16 protein-coding genes are annotated in these 16,258 nt (G+C 66.9%); 4 read left to right on the top strand and 12 right to left on the bottom strand.

From position 1 onward, the window contains the following. Positions 1-3 precede the first annotated feature (3 nt). Together IED13_RS11715 and IED13_RS11710 are read left to right on the top strand one after the other, a co-directional pair. Entirely contained in the window at positions 4-1,770 is a 1,767-nt protein-coding gene (locus IED13_RS11715; RefSeq protein WP_191124264.1) for a GMC family oxidoreductase, read from the top strand. Between the two features lie 2 nt (positions 1,771-1,772). Continuing rightward, entirely contained in the window at positions 1,773-3,011 is a 1,239-nt protein-coding gene (locus IED13_RS11710) for a c-type cytochrome (RefSeq protein ID WP_248312552.1), read from the top strand. A gap of 125 nt (positions 3,012-3,136) precedes the next feature. Here the strand turns inward: IED13_RS11710 and IED13_RS11705 are convergent, their stop codons facing one another. The 3 genes from IED13_RS11705 to IED13_RS11695 all read right to left on the bottom strand — a co-directional run bounded on the left by IED13_RS11705 (position 3,137) and on the right by IED13_RS11695 (position 5,839). Continuing rightward, the gene (locus tag IED13_RS11705) at positions 3,137-4,930 is read right to left on the bottom strand and encodes an ABC transporter ATP-binding protein (protein ID WP_191124262.1); all 1,794 of its coding nucleotides are present in this window, start codon (positions 4,928-4,930) and stop codon (positions 3,137-3,139) included. 314 nt (positions 4,931-5,244) lie between these two features. Then, positions 5,245-5,418, bottom strand: coding sequence for a hypothetical protein (locus IED13_RS11700; RefSeq protein ID WP_156116002.1), 174 nt, complete (start codon positions 5,416-5,418; stop codon positions 5,245-5,247). A gap of 10 nt (positions 5,419-5,428) precedes the next feature. Next, positions 5,429-5,839, bottom strand: coding sequence for a rhodanese-like domain-containing protein (locus tag IED13_RS11695; protein ID WP_038365471.1), 411 nt, complete (start codon positions 5,837-5,839; stop codon positions 5,429-5,431). A gap of 138 nt (positions 5,840-5,977) precedes the next feature. Here IED13_RS11695 and IED13_RS11690 point away from each other — a divergent pair, with 138 nt between their 5' ends. Both IED13_RS11690 and IED13_RS11685 read left to right on the top strand, forming a co-directional pair. Then, positions 5,978-6,670, top strand: coding sequence for a DUF599 domain-containing protein (locus tag IED13_RS11690; RefSeq protein WP_038365468.1), 693 nt, complete (start codon positions 5,978-5,980; stop codon positions 6,668-6,670). After that, positions 6,670-6,933 (top strand): DUF3253 domain-containing protein, encoded by a 264-nt coding sequence (locus tag IED13_RS11685; protein ID WP_038365466.1) that lies wholly within the window; start codon positions 6,670-6,672, stop codon positions 6,931-6,933. The genes IED13_RS11690 and IED13_RS11685 overlap by 1 nt, the downstream gene beginning before the upstream one ends. A gap of 4 nt (positions 6,934-6,937) precedes the next feature. Here IED13_RS11685 and IED13_RS11680 read toward each other — a convergent pair whose 3' ends face one another. The 9 genes from IED13_RS11680 to IED13_RS11640 form a co-directional block, all read right to left on the bottom strand. After that, on the bottom strand, positions 6,938-7,726 hold the full coding sequence (locus tag IED13_RS11680) for a YdcF family protein (protein ID WP_191124261.1): 789 nt from the start codon (positions 7,724-7,726) through the stop codon (positions 6,938-6,940). A 77-nt stretch (positions 7,727-7,803) separates the two neighbouring features. Beyond that, a complete protein-coding gene (locus IED13_RS11675; protein ID WP_191124260.1) occupies positions 7,804-8,316 on the bottom strand; it encodes a lysozyme inhibitor LprI family protein in 513 nt (170 codons plus the stop codon). Positions 8,317-8,365: 49 nt separating this feature from the next. Then, positions 8,366-8,986, bottom strand: coding sequence for a glutathione S-transferase family protein (locus tag IED13_RS11670; protein ID WP_142022601.1), 621 nt, complete (start codon positions 8,984-8,986; stop codon positions 8,366-8,368). An 11-nt stretch (positions 8,987-8,997) separates the two neighbouring features. Continuing rightward, complete coding sequence (locus IED13_RS11665; protein ID WP_191124259.1) at positions 8,998-10,998, bottom strand: acetyl-CoA carboxylase biotin carboxylase subunit; 2,001 nt, start codon at positions 10,996-10,998, stop codon at positions 8,998-9,000. 187 nt (positions 10,999-11,185) lie between these two features. Then, on the bottom strand, positions 11,186-11,632 hold the full coding sequence (locus IED13_RS11660; RefSeq protein WP_191124258.1) for a hypothetical protein: 447 nt from the start codon (positions 11,630-11,632) through the stop codon (positions 11,186-11,188). A gap of 266 nt (positions 11,633-11,898) precedes the next feature. Beyond that, positions 11,899-12,576, bottom strand: a complete 678-nt coding sequence (locus IED13_RS11655; protein WP_113254014.1) for an HAD-IA family hydrolase — start codon at positions 12,574-12,576, stop codon at positions 11,899-11,901. Positions 12,577-12,650: 74 nt separating this feature from the next. Next, positions 12,651-13,145 carry a hypothetical protein gene (locus IED13_RS11650; RefSeq protein WP_191124257.1) on the bottom strand — a complete coding sequence of 165 codons (495 nt, stop codon included), beginning with the start codon at positions 13,143-13,145 and terminating at the stop codon, positions 12,651-12,653. 92 nt (positions 13,146-13,237) lie between these two features. After that, entirely contained in the window at positions 13,238-14,458 is a 1,221-nt protein-coding gene (locus IED13_RS11645; RefSeq protein ID WP_191124256.1) for an RluA family pseudouridine synthase, read from the bottom strand. A 129-nt stretch (positions 14,459-14,587) separates the two neighbouring features. After that, positions 14,588-16,174 carry an ABC transporter substrate-binding protein gene (locus IED13_RS11640; RefSeq protein ID WP_191124255.1) on the bottom strand — a complete coding sequence of 529 codons (1,587 nt, stop codon included), beginning with the start codon at positions 16,172-16,174 and terminating at the stop codon, positions 14,588-14,590. Between the last annotated feature and the right edge of the window lie 84 nt (positions 16,175-16,258).

The raw sequence follows: 16,258 nt of genomic DNA, 5'->3' as shown, positions 1-16,258 counted from the left end.
GCCATGGCCACGAAACTGCCCGCGACGGATGTGGTGGTGGTCGGCCTCGGCTGGGCGGGATCGATCATCGCCAATGAACTGACGGACCAGGGGCTCTCGGTCGTCGCCTTCGAGCGAGGCCCCTGGCGCGAGACGGCGCGCGACTTCAACATCGCCTCCGCCCCGGATGAGCTGCGCTACAGCCAGCGCCAGGAGCTGATGCTCCAGACCGCGCAGAACACCGTCACCGCGCGCAACAACCCGTCCCAGACGGCGCTGCCGATGCGCAGCTGGGGCTCGTTCCATCCCGGCAACGGCACGGGCGGCGCCGGCAATCACTGGGCCGGCATCACCTTCCGCTTCCAGCCGGAGGAGTTCCGGCTCAAATCCCATCTCACCGAGAAATATGGCGCAGGCGCCATCCCGGCCGAGCTCACCTTGCAGGACTGGGGCACGGATTGGAGCGAGATGGAGCCGTTCTACACGGCGTTCGACCGGCTTGCCGGGCTCTCCGGCCGGGCCGGCAACCTCAAGGGCCAGATCCGCGAGGGCGGCAACCCGTTCGAGGGGCCACGCTCGGAAGAATACCCGACCGGCCCGATGCGCCAGCCCTATGGGCCGACCCTGTTCGCGCAGGCCGCGAAGGAGCTCGGCTACAAGCCCTTCCCTGTTCCCTCGGCGCTGATCTCCGAGGCCTATACGAACCCGCTCGGTGTCACGATGGGGCCCTGCACCTTCTGCGGCTTCTGCACGAATTACGGCTGCGCCAACTATTCCAAGGCAAGCGCGATCACCACCGTCCTGCCGGTGCTGGTGCGAAAATCCAATTTCCGGGCACAGACCAATTCCGAGGTGCTGAGGGTCACGCTCGACGCCACCGGCAAGCGCGCCACCGGCGTCGTCTATATCGACACCTCGGGCAAGGAATGGGAGCAGCCGGCCGACCTCGTCATCGTCACCGCCTTCACCTTCGAGAATGTGCGGCTGATGCTGCTCTCGGGCGTCGGCACGCCCTATGACCCCGAGACCCAGACGGGCACGACCGGGCGCAACTACGCCTACCAGACCGCCAACAACGTCCAGCTCTTCTTCGACGACAAGAACTTCAACCCCTTCATCGGCGCAGGCGCGCTCGGCATGGGGATCGACGATTTCAACAACGACAATTTCGACCATTCCGGCCTGGGCTTCTTCGGCGGCGGCAGCATCCGCGTCACGCCGATCGGCGCAGCCCCGATCGGCTACCGGCCGACACCGCCCGGCACACCGCTCTGGGGCTCGGAGTGGAAGCGCCAGACGGTCAAGAACTACCTCAGCTCCATGTCGATCGGCTGCGAGGCGTCGAGCTATACGACGCGCACCAACTACCTCTCGCTCGACCCGACCTATACCGACCGGCTCGGGCGGCCGCTGCTGCGGATCACCTTCGATTTCGCGCAGAACGACCTGAAGATGGCGCAATACTGCACCGACAAGGTCGCCGGCATCGCCAAGGCGATGAACCCGCGCCAATTCGTGCCCCATCCGATGACTGGGCACTGGAACACCGGCCCCTACCAATCCTCGCATGTGGTCGGCGGCTTCGTCATGGGCGCGGACCCCAAGACGAGCGCGGTCAACAAATACCTGCAGAGCTGGGATGTGCCCAACCTCTTCGTGGTCGGCGCCTCGGCCTTCCCGCAGAACCCCGGCTACAACCCGACGGGAACCGTCGGCGCGCTCGCCTTCAAGGCGGCCGACGCCATCCGCCGGCTCTATCTCAAGAACCCCGGCCCGTTGGTGAGCGCATGAGGATGCTCCTTTCCAAACGGCTCGGCAGGGCCGCCTTCGCCGCCTTCATGACCGCCGCCATTCCGGTCGGCGCGCAGGTCACCGGCGACGCCGCCTTCTCGCAGGTCGAGAAGGGGCGCTACCTCGCCGTACTGGGAGATTGTGCGGCTTGCCATACCGCGCCCGGCTTGCCGCCTTTCGCCGGCGGCGTCGTGCTGCAGACGCCCTTCGGCGATCTCGTCGCCCCCAACATCACGCCCGATCCCGAGACCGGTGTCGGGCGCCTGTCGCTCCAGGATTTCCAGAGCGTGATGTCGAAGGGCATTGGCAAGGGCGGCTATCACCTTTATGGCGCCATGCCCTTCACCGCCTACACCAAGGTGACCGCGCAGGATAACGCGGCGATCTGGGCCTATCTGCAGACGCTGGAGCCGGTGAAGAACAAGATCGAGCCGAACCAGTTGCCGTTTCCGTTCAACATCCGCGCCAGCCTGATCGGCTGGAACCTGCTCAACTTCACGCAAGGCGAGTTCAAGCCCGATCCGGCGAAATCGCCCGACTGGAACCGCGGCGCCTATATCGTCGAGGGGCTGGGCCATTGCGGCACCTGCCATACGCCCAAGAACCTGATCGGCGGCGACAAGAACAGCCAGTTCCTCGAAGGCGCGACGCTGCAGGGCTGGTTCGCGCCCAACATCACCGCCGACCCGCATAAGGGCATCGGCGCCTGGAGCGAGGACGAGATCGTCCAGTATCTGAAGACGGGCGCCAACCGCTTCGACATCGCGTCGGGCCCCATGGCCGAGCTGGTCGAGAAATCGTCGCAGCACTGGACGGACGCGGATCTGAAGGCCGTGGCGGTCTATCTCAAGGCTGGCCGCAATGGCGAGGCGAAGGCGCCTTCACCGCTGCCCGCCGGCGACAAGCTGATGATAGCCGGGCAGGCAATCTTCGCAGACCGCTGCATGGGCTGCCATCTGTCGAACGGAGCCGGCGTGCCGAAGCTCTTTCCGCGTCTCGCAGAGGCGCCGCTCGTCAACGCCGGCGACCCGACCTCGCTCATACGCGTCGTGCTCGCGGGAAGCCGGGCCGGCGCCACAGAGGCCGTTCCGACAGGTCCCGCGATGCCCTCCTTCGCCTGGAATCTCGGCGACCAGGAGATTGCGGCGGTTCTCACCTATGTCCGAAACAGCTGGGGCAATGCCGCAGCGCCCGTCGAGGCGAAGGATGTCGCAACGTTGCGGAAGACTCTGGCACCCTAGCCCGATCGAAGCTCGGCACCCGCCTGCTGCTCCCGCACAGCATCACGCGAGACCCCAGGTAAGCCTGTCGGCAAAACGAAAGGGCCGCTCGCGCGGCCCTTTCGGTCTCGGAGCAGGCTGACGGCTTACGCCGCCAGCCCCTTGGCCAGTTCGCTGACCTGCTTCTCGAACAGCGCGCGATAGGCGCCGTCCTCGCGGGTCAGCAGGGCCTCGTGCGGCCCCTCCTCGACCACCTGGCCGCGATCGAAGACCAGGATGCGGTCCATGGCCCGCACCGTCGAAAGACGGTGCGCGATCACGATCGTGGTGCGGCCCTCCATTAGGCGCTCGATCGCCTGCTGGATCAGCGCCTCCGATTCCGAATCGAGGCTCGAGGTCGCCTCGTCCAGGATCAGGATCGGCGCATCGGCCAGGAAGGCGCGGGCCAGCGCGACGCGCTGGCGCTCGCCGCCCGAGAGCTTGATGCCGCGCTCGCCGACCAGCGTGGCATAGCCCTTGGGCAGGCGCATGATGAAGTCATGCGCGTTGGCGAGCTGCGCCGCCTGCTCGATCTGGGCCTGCGAGGCGCCAGGCCGGCCATAGGCGATGTTCTCGGCCAATGAGCGGTGGAACAGCACCGGCTCCTGCTGAACGATCGCGATCTGCCGTCGCAGGCTCTCCTGCGTGACGCTCGCGATGTCCTGCCCGTCGATCGCGATGCGGCCCGCCGTGACGTCGTAGAGTCGCTGCACCAGCTTGACGAAGGTCGTCTTGCCGGAGCCCGAGCGGCCGACGAGGCCGACCTTCTCGCCGCCACGGATGGTCAGCGAGAAGTCGCGGTAGAGCGGGTCGTGATGGCCGCCATAGTGGAAGGTCACGTCCTCGAAGGCGATCTCGCCCGCCGTCACCCCCATCGCCACCGCCCCCTTCCGGTCCGGCACGCCATAGGGAAGGTCGTGCATCCAGACCAGCTCCTCCATGTCGTTGACCGAGCGCTGCAGGTTGTGGATGTGCTGGCCGACATCGCGCAGATAGCCGTGCACCACCGCATAGGCGGTGAGCACGAAGGCGACATCGCCCGTGCTCGCCTGCCCGTTCAGCCACAGCCAGATGACGAGGCCGATCACCGCCGCCCGCAGGAAGAGCAGCACGACGAGCTGGCCGGTGCCGGCCCAGGTGCCGCGCATCCAGGCGCGCCGCGTCCTCAGGCTCCACTTCGCCACGACGGTCGCGAGCCGCAGATCCTCGCGCGCCTCCGCGCCATAGGCCTTCACCACCGGGTTGCAGGTGATGGCGTCGGCCAGGGAGCCGCCGAGGCGGGTGTCCCAGGCATTGCCAAGCCGCGCCGCCGGCGCGACGAAGCGTAGCGACAGCACCAGCGTCAGCCCGATATAGGCGAGCGCCCCCGCCGCCACGACGAGCCCCATCACCGGCCAGTGCCAGGCCAGCAGCGCCGTCATGCCGAGCAGGATGACGAGCGAGGGCAGGAGCGCGATCAGGATCGTGTCGGTCATCAGGTCGAGCGCCCACATGCCGCGCGTGATCTTGCGCACCGTCGAGCCGGCGAAGTTGTTCGCATGCCAGTCGGTGGAAAAGCGCTGCAGTCGCGCGAACGCTTCCTGCGCCACGTTGCTCATCGTGCGCAGGGTCATGATCGTGATCCCGGTGAAGGCGAAATGCCGCCCGAGCACCGTGATCGCGGCGAGCACCATCATCGCGCCCAGCGCCCATAGCGCCGCATCCGCGCTGCCGACGCCGCTGGCGACCGCATCGACGAGCCGACCGGCATAGACCGGCGTGAACAGCTCCGCGAGCGTGGACACGATGGTGACGCCCGCAACCCAGGCGACCTGGCCGGGCAGGCGCGCCCAATGACTGAAAGTGAAGCCGAGAACGGCCCGGAACGGCTCCCGCCGCCCGGTTTGAGTATCGAGAGACATAGCGTCATTCGGCGCCAGGACGGCAGCCGACTCCGAATCAAGGTGGAGACGACGACGGGACGCCAGTCTCCAGAAAAAGGGAAAAGGTTTGAAAAAGGCTCTGGGAGGCCGCGGCAGGCGGGCCTCGTGCGAGACCGACCTAGTGCCGGTTTGGTCGCTCGGGAGCGACGATGATCATGAATTTCATTCAGTCCTCCCTTGTTCGTGTTGGAGCCGGAGAATCAAAATGCCTGATCCGTGGGCAGAACGCAAGCCACCCTCCCATGCGCCGGTCGCACAGGTCGCCCTCCGCCATTTCAAATCGGGATAGACCGCTACCAGAACAGCGCCAGCACTCGCAGCGCGATCACCAGCACGAAGGCGGCGATGATCGTGGCCAGCACCTGCTGGCGCTTGGCGCGATTCGGAAACTGCCGGGCGAGCAGTCGCCCGAGCGGTTTGCGGAAGATGAAGGCGGCAACCAGCAGGACGATGACGATATGGGACAAGGCGTCGGTCTCAAGCCTTGGCCGCTGGGGCGGCTTCGACCGCTGCGCCGGCCTTCTTCCAGGCCCCGAAACCGCCATCGATATGCGCGACCGGCTTCAGCCCCATCTCCTGCGCCGTCCTCGCCGCGAGCGCCGAGCGCCAGCCGCCGGCGCAGAAGAAGACGAAGCGCTTGTCCTCCTGGAACACCGGCTTGGCATAGGGGCTTTCCGGATCGATCCAGAATTCCAGCATGCCGCGCGGGCAGTGGAAGGCTCCGGGCATGCGCCCTTCCCGCTCGAGCTCGCGCGGATCGCGCAGGTCGACGAAGACGACATCGTCCCGGCCGTGCAGCGCCCGCGCCTCTTCGACGGAGAGCGTCTCGACCGCCTGCCCGGCCTCGGCGAGCAGCGCCTTGTAGCCCTTCGTGATCACCTGCGGCATGGCCTCGTCTCTTCGGGTCTGCGGGCGCGGCGTGACGACAGCCCGCGCAGCGTCAATGACATCGCCCTCTCTTGCTGCCACCGGCGCCGCGAAGCAAGCTGCTTGCCTCGGCAGCAAGAGAAATGGCAGAGCGGCGCCATGTTCGGTTTCACCCCCTTCGATCTGTTCGCGCTGGCCTTCTACGCCGCGTCCTGGATCGGCTACCATTATGCCGTCGAGCTCGGCCCGCATGCGCCCAAGAGCCTGAACATGCGCATGAACCAGCGCCGCGCCCGCTGGGTGCGCGAGGCGATGATGCGCGACAACCGGATCGTCGACACCCAGGTCATGAACGGCTTGCAGAACGGCACGGCCTTCTTCGCCTCGACCTCGCTGATCGCGATCGGCGGCACGCTCGCCTTGCTGCAATCGACCGACCGTGTCGTCGCGATCTTCGGCGACCTGCCCTTCGTCCCGATGACCCAGCGTGCGGCCTGGGAGCTGAAGGTGATCGGGCTCGCCATCATCTTCGGCTACGCCTTCTTCAAGTTCGCCTGGGCCTATCGGCTGTTCAACTATTGCGTGATCCTCGTCGGCGCGCTGCCCTCCGCGCGCAATCACGACGAGAAGGAGGCCCGCAACGCCGTGCACGAGACGATCGAGATGAACGTCGCGGCCGGGCGTCACTTCAACCGCGGCCAGCGCGCCTTCTTCTTCGCGCTGGCCTATCTCGGCTGGTTCCTCGGGCCGATCACCTTCCTCATCTTCACCGGCTCCGTGCTGGTGGCAATGTACCGGCGCCAATACGCTTCCGACGCCGCCCGCGTCTTCCGCTACCCCGAGGATCCTTGATGGCCGACCAGGCGACGCTCGAAACGACGATCCTCGATCTGCTGGCGCGGCAGGAGCCCGGCCGCACGCTCGCGCCGATGGATGTCGCCCGCGCGATCGGCGGCGACCATCCCGATGGCTGGGGCCCGCTGATGCAGCCTCTGCGCCGCGCCGCGGTGAAGCTGATGAAAGAGGGCCGGCTCGTCATCACGCGCAAGGGCCGCCCGGTCGATCCCGACGATTTCCGCGGCGTCTACCGGCTCTCCTTGCCCGACACGCCCTGACGATTCAGGGGCCGGGAAACAGCGTGTCCGTATAGCCGGCGAGACGATAGGCGACGAGGCCGACCCATTCCTTGAAGCCGTTATCGGCGATCTCGAGCGCGCGCGGCGCGCGGCTATAGGGCTGGGTGAAATCATCCGGCTTGCCGCGCGACCAGTAGTCGACCGGGAAGGCCTCGACCGCGAAGCCTGCCTTGCGGAAGACTCCCATCGCGCGCGGCATGTGCCAGGCCGAGGTCACCAGCAGCCAGCGCTCGCCGGGCTTGGGATCGACGAGGCGGCGTGTGAAGACCGCGTTTTCGAGGGTGTTGCGCGATTTGTCCTCCAGGATGAGCCGGCCCGGTTCCAGTCCGAGCCCCTCCATCAAGCGCTTGGCGCCATCGGCCTCGGTCACCGTCGCCTCCGAGATCAGATTGGCGGCGCCGCCCGCGAAGACGATCTTGGCCTGCGGGTGCAGGCGCGCCAGCTCCACCGCCTTCGTCATCCGCGAGGCCGAAGCATTGAGCACGACGTCGCCGCGCGCCAGCCCGATCGCGCCGCCGAGCACGACGATGCCGGTCACCGGCCCCTTCGCCGCGTCCTGCTGCGGAAACCGGTCCTCCAGCGGGCGGATGACCGCACGCGGCAGCGGGCTGAACGCCATCAGGCCGAGCATGATCACCGCAAACAGCCCTAGCCAGCGCGCGGGCCGCGCGAAGCGGGAGAAAGCGAGGAGCGCCGCAAGTCCGGCCAGCAGGATGACGAAATTGACCGGCGAGAACAGGAACCAGACAATCTTGGAAAGGACGAAGAACATCGCTGGCCCGGATCGAGAGGAAGATCGCTCACCCGCTATAGCCGCCGAATGCTGACAGCTTTCTAAAGCTGCCCTCTTCAGCGAATGATCTGCGGGGGACTCTGCGGGCGCCGCGACGGCGTCCGAGGCAGCGACTTCGCCACCTCGATCGCGCGCTCGGCCACCTCACGCAATTCGCAGCCGGCCTGCCGGCCGGGCTGGAGGCCGTCGCGCTGGCCGGCGCCGTAGAGCGCGCATTTCTGCGCGACATAGCTTTCCCAGGTCAGTTGCAACGCCGCGAGCCGGTTGCGCTGGCCGGCATCGAGCGGACGCGACGCCATCTGCAAAGCGAGGCCCAACCGCTCGCGCCAGGCCACCTCCTCGCGACGAGCGCATCCAGCCTCCGCCCCGCGCGGGTCGCTGCTGGCGGCACGGACGCAAGGCACCGCGACAGCGCCGATGCAGGCTGCCGGCGATGCCCCATTGTCCCGCAGGCATGCGGCGAGCTGGGTCCGGTCCGCCGGAGCGGCCGGTGCCGGCGTCGAATCCTGCGCCAGCGCCGGCACGGAGAGGGAAGTCAGGATGCAAAGCGCGGCGAAGGACCGGATCATCCCGCATCATGCCAGCCGCCGCCTTGCGATCAAGCCGCCAAGCGCGTCCTCACGCAATCGGCAACGGCAACGCGGCCTTGGCCGCCGGCCGCGCGAAAATCGTCTCGTACCAGCGCCGCACCGCCGGCCGCTCCACGCGCTCGACCGGCATGTTGAGCCAGCGATGCGCGCCACAGCCGACAGTGATGTCCGCCACACCGATGCGCTCGCCCGCCAGGAAAGGCCGCTCCGCCAACTGGTCCTCAATGATCGCCATCAGCGCCTCGGCCCGCTTCATGCCCTCGGTAATCACCTTGGGCTCGGTATAGCCCGGCACCTTGCGCACCACGCCCCAAAGCACCGGCGCCAGCGCCGGCTGCAACTCGGAGAGCATCCAGTCCATCCAGCGTTCGGCTTCGGCCCGCCGCGCCGGCTCCTCCTCCCACAAGGTGGAGGCGCCATAGCGTGCCGCCAGATAGCGCACGATGCTGTTCGACTCCCACAGTCGAAAGGCGCCATCCTCCAGCACGGGAATCTGCCTGTTGGGATTCATCGCGCGGAATTCGGGCGTATCGAGCCCTCCGAACGGACCGCCGACATCGACGCGCTCGAAAGCCTGCCCGACCTCCCCGGCCGCCCAGACGACCTTCTGGACGTTTATCGAACTCAAACGCCCCCAGATCTTCAGCATGCCCGGCCCTCTCAGGCGAATTCCATGATCACGGCGTCGACGGCAAGCGAGTCGCCTTCCTTCGCCAGGATCTTGGCGATGGTGGCGTCCTTCTCGGCGCGCAGCACGTTCTCCATCTTCATCGCCTCGACCATGGCGAGCGGCTCGCCCGCCTTGACCTCCTGCCCGACCGTCACCGCGATCGACTTGACCAGCCCCGGCATCGGGCAGAGCAGGACCTTGCCCGTATCGGCCGCGACCTTTTCCGGCATCAGTGCGGCGAGCTCCGCCTCGCGCTGCGTATAGACATGGGCGTCGGCATAGGCGCCGGCATGGCCGAGCGCGACACCATTCAGGATCGGCCGGATCTGCGCCGCGACCTTCACCCCGTCGAGCGTGCCGTGCCAGACCGGCTCGCCCGGGATCCAATCGCTGACGACGCTGACGCTGCGGCCCGGGAAGGCGATGACGACCGCCTCACCCTGCTCGATCACCTCGCCCTCGAAGCGCTCAGGCCCGAGCTGGACGATGCGCTGCCGGTCGAAGGCGACCTTGCGCCAGCCTTCCATCTGCGCCGAGACGTTTCGCTTGCGCTGGTTGAGCTTGTGGTCGCAGGCGATCGCGATCGCGGCCATGCGCAAAGCCGTCTCTCCCTTCGGCGCCGGCAGCGAGAAGCCCTCGGGGAACTCCTCGGCGATGAAGCCGGTCGAGAGGTTGCCGGCGATCCAGCGCGGATGCTGCATCACCGCCGCGACGAAGGGGATGTTGTGGCGGATGCCGTCGATGGCGAAGGCATCGAGCGCGCGGCCTTGCGCCTTGATCGCCGCCTCGCGCGTCGGCGCATGCGTCACCAGCTTCGCGATCATCGGATCGTAATAGATCGAGATCTCGCCGCCCTCGAAGACGCCGGTGTCGTTCCGGACCGTCGCCTCGCCATCCGGCCCCTCGCTCGGCGGGCGGTAGGTCACGAGCCGGCCGGTCGAGGGCAGGAAGTTGCGGGTCGGGTCCTCGGCATAAACGCGGCTTTCGACCGCCCAGCCATCGAGCTTCACATCCGCCTGGCTGATACCAAGCTTTTCGCCATAGGCGACGCGGATCATCTGCTCGACGAGGTCGATGCCGGTGACCATCTCGGTGACGGGATGCTCGACCTGCAGGCGCGTGTTCATCTCGAGGAAGTAAAACGACTTGTCCTGGCCGGCGACGAACTCGACCGTGCCGGCCGAGTCGTAGTTCACCGCCTTGGCCAGCGCGACCGCCTGCTCGCCCATCTTGCGCCGGGTCGCTTCATCCAGCAGCGGCGACGGCGCCTCCTCCAGAACCTTCTGGTTGCGGCGCTGGATCGAGCATTCACGCTCACCGAGATAGATGACGTTGCCGTGCTTGTCGCCGAGCACCTGGATCTCGATATGGCGGGGATCGACGATGAACTTCTCGACGAAGACGCGGTCGTCGCCGAAGGAGGACGCGGCTTCCGACTTGGCGCGGGCGAAGCCCTCCGCGACCTCGTCCGAGGAATGGGCGATGCGCATGCCCTTGCCGCCGCCGCCGGCCGAGGCCTTGATCATCACGGGATAGCCGATCTCGTCGGCAATGGTCACGGCATGCTCGGGGCTCTCGATGATGCCGAGGAAGCCGGGAACCGTGGAGACCTTCGCGGCGGCCGCCGCCTTCTTCGATTCGATCTTGTCGCCCATCGCGGCGATCGCCCCGGGATTGGGCCCGATGAAGACGATGCCGTTATCCTTCAGCGCCTGGGCGAAGGCTTCGCGCTCGGACAGGAAGCCGTAACCGGGATGCACGGCCTGCGCGCCCGTCTGCTTGCAGGCATCGATGATCTTGTCGATCAGCAGATAGGACTGGGCAGCGGGCGCCGCGCCGATATGTACGGCCTCATCGGCCATCTCGACATGCAGCGCATCGCGATCCGCATCGGAATAGACGGCCACCGTCTTGATGCCCATGCGTCGCGCCGTCTTGATCACACGACAGGCGATCTCGCCACGGTTCGCGATCAGGATCTTCGTGAACATGCGTGGCCACTCCCGGCTTCAGACGTACCTGCAATAGCCGGGGTGTATGGGACGCCGCAACCGGCGTCCACCGATGCGAAAGTCGGCTATGGCATTGAACCGATACCATAGCCGGAAAATCGATCGCCCCCGTATCCGGCCGGATGCGGGGGCGATCGATACAAACCCGATGTGCGAAGATGCGCAGTCAGCTCGCCAGCACGACCCGATGGGCCGCGCCGGTGCTCTTGGCCATGTTCTTGGCGGCCCCCTTGGCGAAGGCGAAGGACAAAAGCAGCTCGTCGCAATGCTCCGCCTCGCGGACGATCTCGAAGGCGATGCGCTGGGCGGTCGCGGTCGGCCCCTCGCCGGCCGAGAGCGTCGTTGCCAGCCAATGTGCCTTGTCGCGGTCGATGACGCCGGTCGGGCGGTTTTCCCAGACGGCGAAGTCGACGGTGAGCGCGACCAGATAATCTGCAAAGGCCGCGCAGCTCTTCGCCACCGCCCGGTCGAGAGCGACCAGGACATCGATGATGTCGCGCGTCAGGACGATGTCGATCAAGATTTCGCGCTGAAGCATCTTGACGTCTTGATCGTTGATCGCGCGACGATCCATCACGCGATCGACGAATTCACGAAGCTCATGTCCGATCATGTCTGAACCCCTGTCCGGCGTTGTTTTGTGCCGGTACGTTCCTGCTGTGAGAACACCATGCGCCGGGGTCGGGAAGCAGGTGGTTAACGCGCAAATCTGAACGATTATTCAGGTTAAACGAGGCTGAGTCGATGTGGTTGCGAGGATGTTACCAGCGGCCGCTGACATAGCGACCAGCGGACCATCCTGCCGGCCGAAACGCACGTCGTTCGAGCCGGGGCACTTTCAGCCCCGGTGAGGGAGCACCGCTCTCAAGCTCGCCTCTCTTACGCGACGGCGGCCTGCGCCAGGCCCAGTGCAGCGGGCAGTTCGGTGATCTCGCGCAAGGCGTGTCTCGCCCCAAGCGCAATGAGACTCTCGACCGGCTGGAACCCCCATGAGACGGCGACGGGAACGACGCCGGCCGCCACCGCCATCTCGATATCGAAGGAGCTGTCGCCGACCATCGCAGTGCGCCCGGCGGCAGCGCTCGTCTCGGCCATGGCGTTCAGGATCATGCCGGGATGGGGCTTCGAGGGCGCATCGTCGGCCGACTGGACGGTATCGAACAGACCCTGCCAGCCATGACGCTCGACGATGAACTCGGCGCCCTTGCGTGATTTGCCCGTGGCGATGCCGAGCTTGAGGCCCGGCACGGACCTGAGCCGCACCAGTGTTTCCGCGACGCCGGGAAACAGCGGCTCGTCCAGCGAGGGATCGGCCTGAGCCCGAAGCCGCATCGCGCCGAAGACCTCGCGATAGGTCTGCGTCAGCACATCGTCCGGCTCGTCGAGCCCGGCGAGACGCGCCAGCGCGATGTCCAGCGTCAATCCGACGATGCCGAGCCCGGCTTCACGGCCGGGATGCACCCGACCGCAACGCTTGAAGGTCTCGTATTGCGCGCCGAGAAGAATCGCCTCTGAATTGATCAGCGTGCCGTCGAGATCGAAGATGATGAGATCCATGCGGGCGCTTTAACGCGTATCGAGATGCCAGGCTATGACCCGTCGGTCATAGCCGCCATCCCGCCGACAGCCTCTCAGCCCCTGGCCTCGCGGGCGCAGGCGTCGATCGCCTTGCGCAGATCGGCCCCGTCGAGCCCCTTGGCGCGCGCTTCCTTGCGGCACTCGGCCCGCTGCGCGAGATCGGGACGCTTGGCGTTGAAGCAGGCGGTCAACGCCGCGATCCGCTCCGAACCGGCCAGCTTGCGCGCATCGACCTCGTCCTTGCAGGCGGCTCGGGCCGCGACCGCGGTCGGCTTGCCGTCCCGCGTCACGCCGTCCTGCGCATAGAGCTGCACGCCCGGAAACTTGCCCTGCATGCACTGCCGCATCGCCGCGCGCAGATCATCTCCCGACAGCGCGACGTTCTCGGCAACGCAATCCTGCCGCGCCTTGGCGCGCTCGGCCCGTGGCACGGGCGAGTCCGAAGATGCCGCGACGGCCGGCGCCGCAGGTTTCATCGGCGCGGTCTGGGCCTGCGCGGCAGCCGAAAGCCCCAGAACCATAGCGGAAACGATCACGATCAAACGCATGGACAAGCCCCCTTCCCCAAAAGAGAACATAGTTAGAACAGAAATCGATCCGTTCCGCAACTGTTCTCCTCCCTTTCCGGGAAAGGAGTGCCCTATTCGTCCGGGGCCTCGACGATCGGATCGTAGGGCGCATCGTCGAAGCCGAGCAGATTCCAGCTCTGTCGCATATGCGGCGGCAGCGGCGCGCTGACGTCGATCGTGCCCTTGCCGCGCGGATGCGGCAACACGATCCGCCGCGCCAGCAGATGCAGCTTGTTCTGGATGCCGCCGGGCAACTCCCAGTTCTGGATGTTGAAATATTTCGGATCGCCGACGATGGGATGGCCGATATGGGCGGCATGGGCGCGCAGCTGGTGGGTGCGGCCGGTCACCGGCTTCAGCGAAAGCCAGCCGAGCTTCTGCGCCGCCGTCTCGACGATGGCGTAGTAGGTCACGGCATGCATCGCCCCGTCCTCGCCATGCTTGGCGACAGCCATCCGCTGGTCGCCGTCATAGGCCTCCTCGCGGGCCAGATAGGTCGAGATGCGGCCCTGCTTGACGCGCGGCACGCCCGCCACCAGCGCCCAGTAGACCTTGCGGGCCGAGCGCGACCGGAAGGTCTTGGCGAGCGTCGCGGCGGCGAAGCGCGACTTGGCGATGACCAGGCAGCCGGCCGTGTCCTTGTCGAGCCGATGCACGAGGCGCGGCTTCTGGCCGTCCTTGTCGGTCAGGGCGGCGAGCATGCCGTCGACATGCCGCGTCGTGCCCGAGCCGCCCTGCACGGCGAGCCCCGCCGGCTTGTTGAGGACCATGACGTCGTCGTCCTCATAGAGCGTGATCGAATGCAGGAAGCCGATCGTGTCGGCATCGGCCTTGGCCGAGCGCGGGCGCTCCGCCTGCTGTTCCAGCTTGAGCGGCGGAATCCGCACGGTCTGGCCTTCGCTGAGCCGGTCCTTGCTGTCGGCGCGCTTGCCGTCGACGCGCAGCTCGCCCTTGCGGACGATGCGCTGGATATGGCTGAAGGAGAGTTGCGGGAAGCGCGTCTCGAGGAAGCGGTCGATCCGCATCTCGTTCTCGTCCGGCGTCACCACGAGTTGCTGGACGCCGGTGGAGAGAACCTGAGCTGTCTCGGCCTTCACCTCGGCGCGCGTGCGCTTCGGCGCCTCGGGTTTCGCAGCCGGGCGCGATGCCCGCGCCATGGGCTCGCCGCCCTCCGGCTTCGGTCGCGCAGCGGCGCGGCGACGCGCGTCATGACTGGGGCGCTTGCCTTTCGCGGAACCAGCGCCGGGCCTGCCGCCCCTGCCGCCGCCGGCTCCCTTGCCACCGGATTTCATGAACGGCCTCCGGAGCGGCACCGGCCGCGGCTTTGAAGAATGTGCTGTTGCATGGGTGAGCAATAGCCAGCGCCACGAGCCGGCACAAACAAATTCCGGAGCGGACAGGGGCTCGGCGGTCCCGGCGGCTCACCCCTTCCTGATATTGGTGAAAACCGGCACGCCGTTCAGCATGCCCGTAATGCCCTTTCGATAGGCAACCGGCTGGAAATATTGCCCGGCCGGAACGTAAGGCACGTCCTGCATCGCCTGGAGCTGAATTTTCTCCGCGATCGCCTTCTGCCCGGCGAGATCGGGCGTCTCGAGCCATTGCGCGCGCAAGGCTTCGATCTCGGGGCTGGTGGGCCAGCCGGGGCCTGCCTTGACGCCGTTGCCGCGCAGCGGCGAGTTGGTCGCGGGTGAGCCGAGATCGAGCCCTGACCAATAAGTGACGTAGCAACTCCAGCCGCCCGCCTCGACGGGATCGCGCTTGGTGATGCGCTGCAGGACGGTGCCCCAATCGGCCGCGACGAAATCGACATTGGCGCCGATCCGCCGCAGCATGTCGGCGGCGACTTCCGCCACCTGCGAGATGCGCGGCACGTCCTGCCCGGACAGGAAGACGATGCGCTCGCCCTTGTAGCCCGCTTCGGAAAGCTCGCGCTTCAGCGCCGCATGGTCCTTCGCCGCCGCCAGCGCGCCGATACCGGCGTCGGACGCCATCGGCGAGCCCGAGGGAAAGAAGCCCATCGTCGCACGCTTCACCGCGGGGTCGCCGCCACAGACGGCATCCATGCAGGCTTCCTGATCCAGCGCCTTCAGGATCACCCGCCGGATGGCAGGGTTGTTGAAAGGCGGCTGGAGATGATTGAGCCGGATCTGCCCGGCCATGCCCGTCGGGTCCTTGACCTCGACGACGATGTTCGGGTCCTTGCGCAGGACCGGCAGCATGTCGATCAAGGGCTGCTCGACCCAGTCGATCTCACCGGCCTGCAGGGCGCTGATCGCCGTCGCGGGATCGGGCATGACGACGAACTCGACGCGGTCGAGATAGGCGATGCGCGGCCCGGCGGTGAAGCTCGGCTTGCCGTCCGCACGGGGCACATAGCCCTCATGGCGCGCATAGACGTGCCGGGCGCCGGGCACGCGCTCTTCCTTCACATAGCGGAACGGTCCGGAGCCGATCGCCTCGGGGATCTGCTTGAACGGATCGGTTTGCGCCAGATATTCGGGCATGATCGCGGCGACGAGAGCACTCGGCCGCGCCAATGCCGCAGGCAGATTCGGGAATGGCCTGTTCAGCCGAAACACGATGGTGCGGTCGTCGGACGCCGAGATCTCGTCGGTCGCCGCCATCAGCGACTGGCCAAAGGCGTCGCGTGCGCCCCAGCGCTTGATCGACGCGACCGCGTCGCGCGCCAGGACCTTGCTGCCGTCATGGAAGACGAGGCCGGGCCTCAGCGTCAGCGTCCAGCGTTTGCCGTCTTCCGCGACGACATGCCCCTCGACCATCTGCGGCTGCGGTTGCAGCGTCTCGTCGAGGCCATAGAGCGTGTCCCAGACCAGCAGCGCATGGGTGCGGGTCGAATAACCCGTCGTCCAGATCGGGTCGATGATCGCGACATCCGAATAGGGCACGAAGCGCAAGGTCTTCGCGCCTTGGGCGCGCGCCAGGCGCGGCATCGGCAGCAGGGCCGTCGCGGCAGCCGAACCCTTGAGAAACCTGCGTCTGTCCATCTTGTTCTCCCCTCGCGATGATCGTGGCTTCGCTGCGCCTCGCCAGCAAGAGATGCGCCAGCGGTGATCGGCGCCTAAACAAAT

The organism is Allobosea spartocytisi (assembly GCF_014764685.1).
Lineage (GTDB): Bacteria > Pseudomonadota > Alphaproteobacteria > Rhizobiales > Beijerinckiaceae > Allobosea > Allobosea spartocytisi.
Note: the sequence above shows the minus strand (reverse complement) of the source record. Positions and strands in the feature narration are given on the sequence as shown.